Annotated in this window: 11 protein-coding genes; 10 read left to right on the forward strand and 1 reads right to left on the reverse strand. The window is 61.9% G+C overall.

What is annotated here, in order from left to right; all coding sequences use genetic code 11:
- Positions 1 to 110: 110 nt before the first annotated feature.
- On the reverse strand, positions 111 to 1,172 hold the full coding sequence (locus tag GC119_RS00240) for a 2,3-butanediol dehydrogenase (protein WP_151952212.1): 1,062 nt from the start codon (positions 1,170 to 1,172) through the stop codon (positions 111 to 113).
- Positions 1,173 to 1,477: 305 nt separating this feature from the next.
- On the opposite strand from GC119_RS00240, the gene GC119_RS00245 reads away from it, so the two are divergent.
- The 10 genes from GC119_RS00245 to GC119_RS00290 all read left to right on the forward strand — a co-directional run bounded on the left by GC119_RS00245 (position 1,478) and on the right by GC119_RS00290 (position 13,600).
- Complete coding sequence (locus GC119_RS00245; RefSeq protein ID WP_083304115.1) at positions 1,478 to 3,289, forward strand: ABC transporter substrate-binding protein; 1,812 nt, start codon at positions 1,478 to 1,480, stop codon at positions 3,287 to 3,289.
- 116 nt (positions 3,290 to 3,405) lie between these two features.
- Positions 3,406 to 4,470 carry an ABC transporter permease gene (locus tag GC119_RS00250; protein ID WP_070574002.1) on the forward strand — a complete coding sequence of 355 codons (1,065 nt, stop codon included), beginning with the start codon at positions 3,406 to 3,408 and terminating at the stop codon, positions 4,468 to 4,470.
- The gene (locus GC119_RS00255) at positions 4,471 to 5,433 is read left to right on the forward strand and encodes an ABC transporter permease (protein ID WP_176745891.1); all 963 of its coding nucleotides are present in this window, start codon (positions 4,471 to 4,473) and stop codon (positions 5,431 to 5,433) included. It begins immediately after the preceding gene.
- Positions 5,433 to 7,205: an ABC transporter ATP-binding protein gene (locus GC119_RS00260; RefSeq protein WP_151952213.1), complete on the forward strand. Its 1,773-nt coding sequence runs from the start codon at positions 5,433 to 5,435 to the stop codon at positions 7,203 to 7,205. Before GC119_RS00255 ends, GC119_RS00260 begins: the two co-directional genes overlap by 1 nt.
- Positions 7,198 to 8,169, forward strand: coding sequence for a S66 peptidase family protein (locus GC119_RS00265; protein ID WP_151952214.1), 972 nt, complete (start codon positions 7,198 to 7,200; stop codon positions 8,167 to 8,169). The genes GC119_RS00260 and GC119_RS00265 overlap by 8 nt, the downstream gene beginning before the upstream one ends.
- Before the next feature lie 14 nt (positions 8,170 to 8,183).
- Complete coding sequence (locus tag GC119_RS00270; protein ID WP_151952215.1) at positions 8,184 to 9,359, forward strand: DUF819 domain-containing protein; 1,176 nt, start codon at positions 8,184 to 8,186, stop codon at positions 9,357 to 9,359.
- Positions 9,360 to 9,413: 54 nt separating this feature from the next.
- Positions 9,414 to 10,220, forward strand: a complete 807-nt coding sequence (locus GC119_RS00275) for a serine hydrolase (protein WP_151952216.1) — start codon at positions 9,414 to 9,416, stop codon at positions 10,218 to 10,220.
- 33 nt (positions 10,221 to 10,253) lie between these two features.
- A complete protein-coding gene (locus GC119_RS00280; protein WP_151952217.1) occupies positions 10,254 to 11,294 on the forward strand; it encodes a dipeptidase in 1,041 nt (346 codons plus the stop codon).
- Positions 11,291 to 12,040, forward strand: coding sequence for a type 1 glutamine amidotransferase (locus tag GC119_RS00285; RefSeq protein ID WP_151952218.1), 750 nt, complete (start codon positions 11,291 to 11,293; stop codon positions 12,038 to 12,040). The genes GC119_RS00280 and GC119_RS00285 overlap by 4 nt, the downstream gene beginning before the upstream one ends.
- Positions 12,041 to 12,094: 54 nt before the next feature.
- On the forward strand, positions 12,095 to 13,600 hold the full coding sequence (locus tag GC119_RS00290) for an MFS transporter (RefSeq protein WP_151952219.1): 1,506 nt from the start codon (positions 12,095 to 12,097) through the stop codon (positions 13,598 to 13,600).
- The last annotated feature ends 63 nt before the right edge of the window (positions 13,601 to 13,663 follow it).

Genomic DNA, 13,663 nt, shown 5'->3' on the forward strand with positions numbered 1-13,663 from the left:
ACGAGATCGGTTAAGGCTATTGAACCAGCAGCCGTCGGCCCGGTGGGAAACCGTACTGGTTTCCCGCCGGGCCGGATCATCTGTTTGAGCTTCGTTCAGCCCTGAACCGATCAGGCGTTCGGGTCTACGAGAATCTTCACGTGCTGCTCATTGTTGTTGATGAGCTGGTCGAAGCCCTTGTCAACCAGTTCCTCAAGCTTGATGCGGGCGGTGATGAACTTCGACAGGTCGAGCTTGCCTTCCTGCACCAGCTTGATGGTGGCCGGGTGGTCGTTCGAGTAGCCGATGGTTCCGCGCAGGTCGATTTCCTTGAGAACCAGAGTCGGCATGTCGACCTCGGGCTTGTGGCCCCAAATGGACACGTTGACGATGACACCGCCGGGGCGAACGGCGTCCATGAGCATGTCGAGGACAACCGGGACAGACGAGCATTCAAAGCCCACATCAGCGCCCTTGCCGCCGGTGAGTTCCTTCACCTTGGCTGCGACATCGACTTCGCGGGGGTCGAAGACTTCGTCGGCCACACCGGTGTTGCGGGCCATTTCCTTGCGGGCCTCGGACAGTTCCGAAATGTAGACGGTCAGACCCTCAGCCTTGAGCACGGCTGCCGTCAGCAGGCCGATGGGTCCTGCGCCGCCGACGATCGCAACGTCGCCGGACTTGGCGTCGGAGCGGACAAAGGCATGGTGGCCCACTGACAGCGGCTCAATAAGAGCGGCTTCGTCCAGCGGGACGTCGCCGATGGGGTGGACCCAGCGCTGCTCGACGACGATCTTCTCGGACAGGCCGCCGCCGCGGCCGCCCAGGCCGATGAAGTTCATGTTTTCGGACAGCTGGTATTCCTGACCTTCGCCGGTGTCGACATCTTCACCGATGATGTAGGGCTCGACGACGACGTTCTGTCCGACCTCCAGGCCGGTGACGCCCTCACCGAGAGCGGTGATGGTGCCGGAGAATTCGTGGCCCATGGTGACCGGCGCCTCTTCGCCCGAAATGGGGTGCGGGTGGCCCTTCGGCGGGATGAAGATGGGGCCTTCGAGGTATTCGTGGAGGTCCGTGCCGCAGATGCCGCACCACGCGACGTCAATGGCAACGGTGCCGGGCTTCAGCTCGGGTTCGGGGATGTCTTCAATGCGGATGTCTTTACGGTCGTAAAAGCGTGCGGCCTTCATACCACTGCTCCTCATGCACTGTGATGTCTGTGTGTGAGAACAACTGTGAATTCGAGCTTGTGGCCCGATCATCGTCGCTGCCCTCACTTCCAGGGTACTCGGCTGAATTTCATGCCGACAGGGGTGGGGGATGGGACTCGAGCACTTCGCACCAGGTTGTTCGGCGAATGATTTTGATCACTCAGGAGTCTGTGATGTAACTTACAGAAACAGCTTCTGAGGGGCGGTCGAATCAGCACACATTCGGCCCGCCCCAAACGCCACGCGAAGAAGCTGGCGCTGAAGAAGCAAGCCGGAAGGAAGATATGTTCAGATCAGCTCTCAAACGGTGCACGGCAGCAGCCGCGGTGGCCGCTATGACGGTTCTCGGATCAACCGGAGCCGCACTGCCCGCAGCAGCCCAGTCGACCGAGCAGGCGGCGTCGGAAACGACCATGCGGATTGCCACATCGGGCCTTGTTGACAATTTCAACCCGTTCACTTCGATTTACCTCACGCCGACGGCCATCAATCGCTACGTGTACGAAAACCTCGTGCAGTACGACTCGAAGGACTTCGCTCCGACCGAAGGACTGGCGGAGAAATGGGACGCCAATGACTCAGGTGACGAATGGACGTTCACCATTCGCGAGGGAATGAAGTGGTCCGACGGCGAGCCGATTTCGGCAGACGACGTTGTCTACACCTACAAACAGATCATGGACGACTCGGCCATGGGTGCGGCCAACGGCTCGCTGGTGGAGAATTTCGAATCGGTCGAAGCCTCTGACGAACACACCGTGGTCATCAAACTCAAGTCGCCGCAGGCGCCGAACCCCGGTGTCGAAATTCCTGTCGTCCCCGAACACGTGTGGTCCAAAAAGAAGGACCCCGCCAAGGACGCCAACGACTCTGAAGTCGTAGGCTCCGGTCCGTACGTTCTGGACAGCTACAAAGCCAACCAGTCGATCACGCTGAAGGCCAATCCGAACTTCTGGAAGGGCAAGCCGAAGATCGACACCATCCAGTACACCTACTACACCAACAGCGACGCCATGGTGCAGGCGCTGCGCGCCGGTGACGTCGACTTCGTGACCGGGCTGACCCCCGAACAGATGTCAGCGCTGGAAAACGCCGACAACATCGAAACCAATGTGGGCGAATCCCGCCGCTTCACAGCTCTTGGCGTCAACCCCGGCTTTGAAACCCCTGAAGGCGAAGCCTACGGAACCGGCAATGAAGCGCTCAAGGACGGCAAGGTTCGCCAGGCTCTGCGCTTGGGCATCGACACCGACACCCTGCGCGAACAGGTCATGAAGGACTACGCGACGGAAGCGACCAGCTTCGTTCCCGAATCCTTTGAAAAATGGCACCTGCCCAAGTCCGACAAGATCGTCTCCCACGATCCCGAAGCGGCCAAGAAGCTGCTCGATGAAGCCGGTTGGAAAGAAGGCTCTGGCGGCATCCGCGAAAAGGACGGCAAGAAGCTCTCCCTGCGCCTGCTGACAGATGCCGAAACCCCGACGGAACAGTCCATTGCAGAGTTCATCACGCCCTGGCTGAAGGAAATCGGAGTTGAAATCAAAGCCGAATCCAGCGACTCCGACACGATTTCCGACCGCACGATGAAGGGTGACTTCGACATCTACGTGACCGGCTGGTCGGTTACCCCCGACCCGGAATACCAGCTGTCGATCAACACCTGCGCATCACGTCCAGACGCTGAGGGCAACGGCCCGACCTCGCAGGACGGCTACTGCAGCAAGGAGTTCGACGAACTGTACAAGAAACAGCACACCGAACTCGACGAAGGCAAACGCCAGGAGTACGTCCACCAGGCCCTCCAGCAGCACTACGACGACGCCCCGCAGATCACTCTGTGGTACCCCAAGCAGCTCGAGGCCTACCGCTCCGACCGCTTCGGCGGCTTCACCACGCAGCCCGAAGACGGCGGTGTGATCGGCAACCAGTCCGGCTACTGGGGCTTCCTGACGGCGGCTCCCGCAGACGAAGTCGACGACGGCAAGGGAAGCGGCTCCTCGGCAGGACTGTGGATCGGCATCGGAGCGGTCGTCGTGATCGCCGCTGTGGCAATCCCGCTGATCCTGCGGCGCCGCAGCGCCGACGACCGAGCGTGAGACCACGGGCCACCTAGCCCACAGATTCGAGGCGCCGGACACACGAGTGGTGACCGGCGCCTCGAGCACCGTTAACGCCCTGCCGCAGATCCAAGCAGAGCGTGGAAAGCAGAAACATGTCTGTGAACGCAGAAACACAGGCCGAAGAGCAGAAGCTCAAGAGCGGAGCTTCCGGCGGTCCTGACGACACTGACGCGCCCCCGGCGGGCCAGTACTACCTCAATTATCTGCTCAGAAAGGTCGGCGGAGCTCTCATCAGCCTCCTCATGGTTGTTGTGCTCGGCTTCTTCGCCTTTCGAATCCTGCCGGGCGACCCGGTGCAGAAGATTGCCCGCGAAAGGCAGATGAGCCCCGAACAGATGGCACAGCTGCGCGCTGAATACGGACTTGACAAGCCTGTGCTGGTCCAGTTCTGGGACTACCTGGTGGGCATCTTCACCGGGAACCTGGGCACCAGCTACGTCTACAAGCAGTCAGTCAGCAGCCTCATTGCCGAATACGCGTGGCCGACCCTGCTGCTGACCGGCACCGCAGCGATTCTGGCCATCAGCCTGGGCCTGTGGATGGGGCAGTTGGCCGCCTGGAAGCGCGGATCGCTGTTCGACAAGCTGACAACCTCCACGAGCCTGATCTTCTGGTCCGTGCCGACATTCTGGCTCGCACTTCTGCTGCTCATGGTGTTCTCCGGCAGGCTGCAGTGGCTGCCGACCGGCGGCATGGTCTCACCGGGAATCGAACCGGGCGGTATTGACTATATGCTCGATGTCGCCAAGCACCTCATCCTCCCGGTCATCACGATGACAGCGGTCGTCTACGCGCAGTACCTCATGGTGATGCGCGCATCACTGCTGGGTGAGATGAGTGCTGACTACCTGACCACCGCCCGCGCCAAGGGGCTGCGCGAAGACGACGTCCGCCTCAAGCACGCCGTCCCCAACGCCCTGCTGCCGACGGTGACGCTGGTGTTCATGCACATCGGCGGCCTGATTGCCGGTGCGCTCACGGTCGAAACCGTGTTCTCGTGGCCCGGGCTGGGGAAGCTGACCTACGAGGCGATATCCGGGCCTGATCTCCCTCTGCTGCAGGGGACCTTCGTCGTCTTCTCAGCTGCCATCATCATCATGAACCTGCTGGCTGACCTCGTGTACCGCCAGCTCGACCCGCGCGTCAGGAGGGCCTGAATGACATCCCGCAACGCTTCCTCTGAACAGCAGACGGCAGCCGATGACGCTGGACAGCGTGCCGCGGTTCCCTCGAGCGCCCGCGCACTCGCGTGGAACCGGCGTGCCGAGGCTGCCAAGAAGAACTGGAAGATCTTCCTGGAAGACCGCGCGGGCATCATCGGTGCGATCGTTCTGCTCCTGGTGATCATCGTGGCCGTGTTCGCCCCGCTCATTGCCGACCGTGCAATGCTCGACGTCACCCAGAACCTCGATAATCCGCGCTACGCACCCCCGAGTGCCGAGCACCCGCTGGGCACAGACAACTACGGTCGCGAACTGTGGGCGCGCCTGGTGTGGGGTGCCAGGGTTTCGCTCATCGTCGGTGTGGCCGCCACCGCGATGTCCATGATCATCGGAACGATCATGGGCATTGCAGCCGGTCACTTCACCGGCTGGGTCGGCGGGCTCATCATGCGGATCATCGACTTCTTCCTCGTGCTGCCCTCGCTGCTGCTGGCAATTGTCCTTTCATCCGTGCTTGAACGCGGTGTCTTCACAATCGTCATTGCGATCGGCGTGACCTCGTGGGCGGGGACAGCGCGCATTGTCCGCGCACAGACGCTGTCGGCCGAATCCCGCCTCTACATTGAGCGGGCAAAGGTCTTAGGCGCCGGTCACTGGCACATCATCACCACGCACCTGCTGCCGGCGGTCATGCCGCTGGTGTTGGCCAACACCACACTGACGGTGGGCAGCGCGATCATCGCCGAATCGACACTCGCCTTCCTTGGCCTGGGCGACACAACACAGCAGTCCTGGGGAACCATTCTGAAAAACGCCATGGATGTTTCGGCAGCAACCTCCGGCTACTGGTGGTTCATCCTCACCCCGGGACTTGCGATCGTCGCGGTGGTCCTCGCCTTTACCCTGGTGGGCCGCGCCATTGAAGCCATTGCCAATCCGACACTCAGGAGCCGCTGATGAGTCCAGCAGAAAAATCTGCCGCTGCATTGGGCAAGGACCTTGTTTTTGACGATGTGTCGATTACGTACTCGTCGAAAACCTCTCGCGGCGACATTCCCGCCGTGTCGAACGTCAGCCTCGAACTGCCGGCTGGCAGCACCCTGGGCATTGCGGGCGAATCCGGTTCGGGTAAGTCCACGCTGATCCTCTCCGTGCTGCGCCTGCTGCCGGACAATGCGACTCTGACTGGACGGGTGCTGCTGGGCGGAACCGATATTGCCGAACTGAACTTCGGCCAGATGCGCGCCGTGCGCTGGTCAGAAGCCGCGATCGTCTTCCAGGGTGCCCTGCACTCGCTCAATCCGGTGCGCGCAGTGGGCAAGCAGATACTCGAAGCGCTCAACCTGCACGTCAAAGACGAATGGCGGTCCGAAGCTGAGCGCAAAGCGCGTGTGGTGAGCCTGCTGGAACAGGTTGACCTCGACGCCCAGATCGCCCAGGCATATCCGCACGAACTGTCCGGTGGCCAGAAGCAGCGGGTCATGATCGCAATGGCGCTGGCGTGCGATCCCGACATCATCATTGCCGACGAACCGACCACGGCACTCGACGTCATCGTCCAGGCGCAGATCCTCACGCGCCTGCGAGAACTCGTCGAGGCTCGCGGAATTTCGCTGCTGATGATTTCGCACGACCTCTCCGTGCTTGCCACGGCGTGTGAGCGGATCGCGATTATGAAGAGCGGGCGAATCGTTGAAATCGGCCCCGCCGAGCAGATCTGCAGCAAGCCGGAGGAGCCCTACACCCAGCAGCTGGCGGATGCGTTCCCCACCATCGGCGACCCTGCGTCAAGGCTCAACCCGATCACCCGCAACCCGGCCCGAGTTGACGTCGAAACTCCCCACACCATGACTGACGAGGTGGTGCTCGAGGCGCGCAGCCTCAACGTCACCTTTAAGGCTCGCGGGCGGTTGACAAAGGCCGTCAACAACGTTGACCTCAAGCTGCACCGCTCTGAGATTCTTGCTGTTGTCGGTCAGTCCGGTTCGGGCAAGACTACGCTTGCGCGCACGCTCTTGGGCCTGCAGCCGCCCGACAGCGGATCAGAGCTTCTGTTCCAGGGCGAGTCCCTGCCGAGCACCAAGCGCGGTCTGCGCAGGTTTCGGCGCGACGTGCAGATGATTCTGCAGGACCCGTCGGGATCGCTGAACCCTTCGCGCTCGGTCTATGAGTCCGTCGCCGAAGGCCTGCGCGTGCAGAAGTTCACCGGTGACGAACGGGCGCGGGTGCGCGAAAGCCTGGAAGCTGCGGAGCTGACCCCCGGGGAGGACTTCTTCGAGCCCATCCCGCAGGAGCTTTCCGGCGGGCAGCGCCAGCGCGTTGTTATTGCCAGCGCGCTGGCACTCGAGCCCGATGTGCTCATTGCCGACGAACCGGTGGCCTCCCTCGACGCTTCGGTGCGCGGTGAGATCCTGTCTCTTTTCCTGGCTTTGAAGAAGAACATCGGGCTGACCGCGCTTGTCATCACCCACGACCTCGGTCTGGCCTGGAACATCGCCGATACGGTTGCGGTCATGTATCGCGGTGAAATCGTTGAGCACGGTCCGGTTGAGGACGTTCTTCTGGACCCCCAGCACGACTACACGCGCAGACTGCTGGCAGCTGTGCCCGGCTTCCGCGCTGAGCGGGCCGCGCAGTCGAACACCGCACCGGCACCCGCGGCACAGGTGAGCGCCGCTTCATCAAACACCACCGAACCACCGGAAACAGGAGGCGCCGCCGATGGCTGATCGCAATCCCTTCGCTGAACAGGCTCCGCTGGCGCCGGGCGACCGAGTGTGGCTCGTAGCCCCCTCGGGACCGGCTCCCGAAGGCACGGTCGAACCGGCAATCGCAGCGCTTGAACAGTGGGGACTTAACGTGCAGGTCGGTGAGAACCTCCGCAAAGTCGACGCTCGCGCCTCGTATCTGGCCGGCAGCGACGACGAGCGCCGCCGCGACCTGGTGGAAGCCTGGTGTGATCCTGAAGCGGCGGCGATCATCGCACTGCGCGGCGGCTATGGAGCCATGCGTCTGCTCGACGAAATCGACTTCGGGCGCATGGCCGACAGCGCTCTGAGGCCCGATGGCCGACCAAAGCTGCTGACGGGCTCCAGCGACATCACCGCCCTGCACCAGGCCTGGGCGCACCACGTGGGAGTGCCCACGCTGTTCTGTCCCATGGTCGGCAATGCTGTTTTCGGTGACAGTGAACGCGTGCGCGCCGACATCAAACGCTGGCTGTTCTCGTCGTGGTCAGATGAGCAGATCCGCCTGGGCAAGTCCGCACAGACTCTCACGGCCGGTGAGTTCACGGGAATCACCTACGGGGGCAATCTCAGTCTGCTCGCTGCCGGGGTCGGCGCACCCGAATTCCAGCCGGGAGCGCCCGATCAGCCGGGCATCCTCTTTCTGGAAGACGTTGACGAGGACGTGTACCGCCTGGACAACCTGCTTCTGCAGCTCAAGCGCATCGGCTGGCTTGAACGCGCCGGTGCGGTGGTCTTGGGTTCGTGGGAGAGCTGCGGTGAAGATGCCGACCGCAGGGCGCTTCTGCGGGAGTACTTCGGTGAGGCGGGGGTGCCGGTCGTGTGGGAGGTCGAACTGGGCCATCACCCGCACGCCGGTTCGATACCCTTGGGCGTGCGCGCCAAGCTGAGCGCACCGGAAGACGGCACAATGCCCACTGTGACGATAGAGCCGAGCGAGGAGTGAAGCCCTAAGCAGCCATGATCACTGACGGTTTTCTGTTCATCAGCCTGCTCATTGCGATAGCCGCGATTCTCGTCTACCTGGACAAAGCCCGCGGGCTTCCGGTTTTCCGGTACGTACCTGGATTCGTCTTTCTCTACCTGATAGCAGCGTTGCTGAACACCGTCGGGGTTTTCGGTGAGTCTGATTCGATCGACGCTGTTGGCGGAGGAGTCAAAGACGCTCTGCTGCCGGCGATGATCATGCTCCTGCTGTTCCAGTGCGATGTCCGAAAGATCATCAAACTGGGACCGAAGCTGCTGCTGACCTACGCTGCGACCGCAGTTTCGATCATGCTGGGATTCATCATCACCTTCGCCGTGTTCAAAGGTGTGCTGGATGCCGAAGCATGGAAGGGCCTGGCAGCACTCGCGGCTTCGTGGACCGGTGGTTCGGCGAACATGGCTGCCGTGCAGGGCATCCTCAACCCACCGGAGAACATCTTCGGTCACGTGCTCATCGTCGACACCATCGTGTACTCCCTGTGGCTGCTGGTGATGTTTTCGTCCGTCGGCGTATCCGACAAGTTCAACGCGTGGACAAAGGCCGACACCGCGGCCCTGTCTTCACATGCCGCATCGACCGCTGAAGGCGCCGAGGAAAGCGCATCTGATGCCGACACAATGGACCTCGTGGCACTGTTGCGTGTGCTGGCGATCGGGCTGTTCGGTTCGGCGCTGGCCACCGTGATCGGCGGAAAGCTGCCGGAAATCGGCGTCGTCGTGAACTCGACAACCTGGACCATCCTGATCGTGAGCATCGTGGGTCTGGTGATCGGTTCGACCCGGTACGGGAAGATGGCCGGCGCTTCGGACGTCGCGTACATCATGCTGTACATCATCATCGGCGTCATCGCAGCCGGTTCGGACTTCACATCGCTGTTCGAAGCGCCGATCTACCTGCTCGCAGGGCTCATGGTTGTGGCCATCCACATGGTCCTCATGATCATCTACGCCAAACTCACCAAAACGGAGCTGTTCAGCCTGGCTGTCGCTTCGACCGCGAACATCGGCGGTGTGGCGTCCGCCCCCGTCGTCGCCGGTGCCTTCAACCGCGAACTTGTTCCCGTGGGCGTTCTCTTCGCCCTCATCGGGGCATTCGCCGGTACGTTCTTCGGTCTGGCCGCCGGCCAGGTCATGAGCCTCTTCGCATAGTTTTAACGTCGTCTAAACAGCCGGTTGCCAACAGCGCCGGAGAAAGGCAGCACAATGACAGCGGATCTGTTCACACGTCTTGACGGAGTTGAATTCTCGGCACGTGCAATCGACATCGACACGGGCGAAGAGGTATTCAGCCACGAACCCCACCGGGTGCTCTCAACCGCCTCGATCGCCAAAATCTTCCTGCTGCACGCAGCGCTGAAGATGAAGAACAACGGCGAACTGCGACTGGATGAACGGCTGACCCGCAACGCCGCCGAACGCGTCGACGAATCCGGCATCTGGTACCTGTTGGACCAGCCGGACCTCACAATCCACGACGTTGGCATGCTCATCGGAGCGTTCAGTGACAACTTCGCCACAAACGTGCTCATCTCTCGGGTCGGCCTGGACCGCGTGGCCAAGGAAATCGAAGCACTGGGCTACAAAGACTCCGCTCTGCACGATTTCCTGCGCTGGCCGCGACCGGCAGGAGCACCCCGTCGTCTGTCATCGGGCACCGCCTATGAACTGAGCGACTACATGGCGCGGCTGTCACGTGACGAACTGTTCGACCCGATGACCTCGGAGATGATGCGCCGCTGGCTCGGCGCTGGGGCGGATACGTCGATGGTGGCGTCCTACTTCGAACCCGATCCGCTCGCGCATTACTACTACACGCGCGGCGAATGGATTGTGAACAAGACCGGCACCGACTCCAGCGTTCGGGCCGACACCGGAATCGCGTTCACGCGCGAACGCCGCGTGGCCTACGCTGTCTTCGCCAACTGGGCGGCAGATGAGGACCGAGTGCTCGAAGTCATGCCGATCATGCGCGAAGCCGGCGGTCTCATCAGCGCCCACCTGCACGCCTGACTAACCCCATCCGGACTGAAGAAAGGACCCGCGATGTCGTCTCCACTCATCCCCATTTTCGATGGCCACAATGACCTCCCGTATCTGCTGCGCGAAACCCGCGGCTCATCGGTCACTGATCTCGACCGGCCCGACGCGGTTGTCGAAACCAATATTCCGCAGCTGCGCGACGGCGGTGTCGCCGCACAGTTCTGGTCGGTGTTCGTCGACTCGGCCATCAAGGGCGACGAAGCTGTCCGCTGGACACTCGAGCAGATCGACCTCGTTGACCGCATGATCAGCACCTATCCGGCTGACCTCGCCTGGGCGACAACAGCGGAAGCCATCCGCGCAGCGCGAGCTGCCGGGCGCATCGGCGGTCTGCTCGGTGTTGAGGGCGGCAACCAGATCAACGAATCACTTGGTGCCCTGCGCATGTTCGCCAAGCTCGGCGCTCGCTACATGACACTGACGTGGTCGACCACCCACAGCTGGGCAGACTCCGCAACTGACGAGGCGGTGCATGGGGGACTGAGCGACTTCGGCCGGGAAGTGGTCACGGAGATGAACCGGATCGGCATGATCCCGGACCTGTCTCACGTGGCGCCCAGTGTCATGGACCAGGTGCTTGGCATGACCGACCTGCCGGTGCTCTTCACCCACTCAAACGCTATGAGCCTGTGCTCGCACCCGCGCAATGTGCCCGATGACATCATCGACCGACTGCCGGCCAACGGGGGAGTGCACATGCTGACCTTCGTGCCCTCCTTCGTGTCCCAGGACCGATACGAGTGGGTCAAAGACGGCGAAACGGGCACAGCCCCGGAAGTCACAATCAGCGAAGTCGCCGACCACATCGACTACGTGCGCGAACGCATCGGAATTGATCACGTGGGCATCGGCTCGGACTTCTGCGGAACGGATTCCTTCCCCACCGGGCTGGACAATGCCAGCACCTATCCGGCGCTCATCGACGAACTGCGCTCGCGTTCCTGGTCAGAAGAAGACCTTGAAAAGCTCGGCTTCGACAATGCGCTGCGCGTGCTGGAAGCTCACGACGACCGCTACCGCAGCTTCCTGCGCTCGGGAGAGTGAGCATCGTGGCCCGCATCCTCATCATCGTCAACGACATCGATTCACAGCCCAGGCGACTGCTCCCACGCCTCATTGACCACCACATCGAGTTTGATCTGCGGATCGGACCGGGACCCGACGGCACTGTCAACGACATTCCAGGCCCGGAAGTGGTCAATGACTATGACGGCTTCGTCTACTTGGGCGGCGGGTACATGCCGGATGAAACCGACCGGGCTCCGTGGCTGGAGCGTGAAGCTGAACTCGTACGCGCCGCGTGGGATGCCGACAAACCGCAGCTGGGCATCTGTCTGGGAGGCCAGCTGCTGGCCCACGTGGCAGGCGGCACGGTGAAGGCCGAAACCGGGGCACCCGAAAAGGGCGCAACCGAAATCACGTTCACCTCAGATGCTGCCGATGACCCCGTGTTCGGCAAGGTGGGGCCGAAAGCCCACTTCATCGAAAGCCACGTGGACCGCATCACCGAGCTGCCGACCACAGCCCAGCTGCTGGGCAGCAGCGAACTGTGCGAAATCCAGGCTTTCCGCATTGGACGGTCGTGGGGCATGCAGTTCCATCCTGAGGCGTCCGCTGACTCGGTGCGCCGTTGGGAAGCTGACGGTCTGGCCAAGCTGGGCTTTGACAAGGACGCTCTTGTTGAACACGCAGACCGCGTTGAAGCAGACAGCGCACGCAATGCGCAGGCGCTGTTTGACGGCTTTGCGCGCGAGGTGATCAAAACCAGCCGTGTAGACCTCTCGTTTTAGCCAACATCGTCGCTCTTCGCTACAGTGACTGACGTCTCAAACAGGAAGGTTTGTATGAGTACGTCCAGTGACTCGTCGGAACTGCTCGCATCTGATTACGCACGTGAAGCCGAAGATCACGCCGCAGACCCCAAGACCGTCCGCAGGGCAACAGCAGCCTCGGCCATCGGCAATATGACCGAGTGGTACGACTACGGCGTCTACGCGATCGCCGCAACGTACATTGCCCATCACTTCTTCGATGCACTCGGCGAATACCAGATCATGGCCACCATGGCGACGTACGCCATTTCCTTCCTGGCGAGACCCCTGGGCGGATTCTTCTGGGGGCCCATGGGCGACAAGATCGGCCGCAAGGGCGTGCTGGCCGCCACGATTCTGCTCATGGCCGGGGCAACAACCCTCATCGGCCTGCTGCCCACTTATCAGACGATCGGCATCTGGGCGCCCATCCTGCTCATCGTCCTGCGTCTGGTGCAGGGCTTTTCCACCGGCGGTGAGTACGGCGGAGCCGCCACCTACATGGCTGAGTACGCTCCCAACCGCCGTCGCGGCTTCTTCGGTTCGTTCCTCGAAGCGAGCTCGCTGACCGGCTATGTCATCGGTGCGGCACTCATGCTCATCATCCAGTTCACCGTGACCCCGGAGCAGATGGACTCCTTCGGCTGGAGGATCCCGTTCCTCATCGCACTGCCCATGGGCTTCATCGGCTGGTACCTGCGCTCGAAGCTTGAGGACACCCCGGTGTTCAACGAAATCCAGGAAGATCCGGAAGAGGACGACACCTCGACAATGGACCGCTTCCGCGCGGTGTTCAAGGAGTACCGCCGCGACGTCATCATCCTGTTTGCGCTGGTCGCAACCGTCAACATGGTCAACTACACGCTGCTGACCTACATGCCGTCCTACTTCGAGGCGCAGATCGGCATGGATTCGCAGACATCGCTCATCGTGATCCTCGTCGGCGAGCTGTTCATCGTGCTGTTCATGCCGATCTTCGGTGCGGCATCGGACAAATTCGGCCGTCGTCCGCTGTGGTTCTTCACCACAATCGCGGTGGGTGTCCTCGCCATCCCCATGTTCAAGATGATGTCGCTCGGCTTCGGCTTTGCCCTCGTGGGATTCGCAGTGCTCGGTATTGCCTACGTGCCGATGCTCGCGACGATTTCGGCGACTTTCCCCGCGATGTTCCCCGCGCATGTGCGCCTGCTGGGCTTCTCGGTCACCTACAACCTGTCAGTGTCGGCTCTCGGCGGCACGGCCGGACTGATCAACGAAGCCGGCGTCAAAGCAACAGGCGACCTCCTGTTCCCGGCGTACTACATGATCCTCGCCTGCGTCATCGGTCTGGTGGCCACATGGTTCATGCCAGAAACCGCCGGCGCTTCGATTCACGGTCGCCAGCAGCCCGGCACCGTCGGCACCCGCGTTATGCCGCAGTCGCCGACGGACAAGGCACTGGCTGATCGTCGTCAGCCCGGCCAGCGCGGCATGACACACGACGAAATGGTCGAAGAGGCCGAACGGGTCGCAGAAGAAGACGAGTCCAGCGGTGGCTGAGTGCACCAGCCGCACAGGGTTTTCCTAGAATCCTGTGTATTCCCCTCATCCGCCTCTTTGCCC

The sequence above is a fragment of the Brevibacterium sp. Marseille-P9724 genome (genome assembly GCF_902500275.1).
Classification (GTDB): Bacteria; Actinomycetota; Actinomycetes; order Actinomycetales; family Brevibacteriaceae; genus Brevibacterium.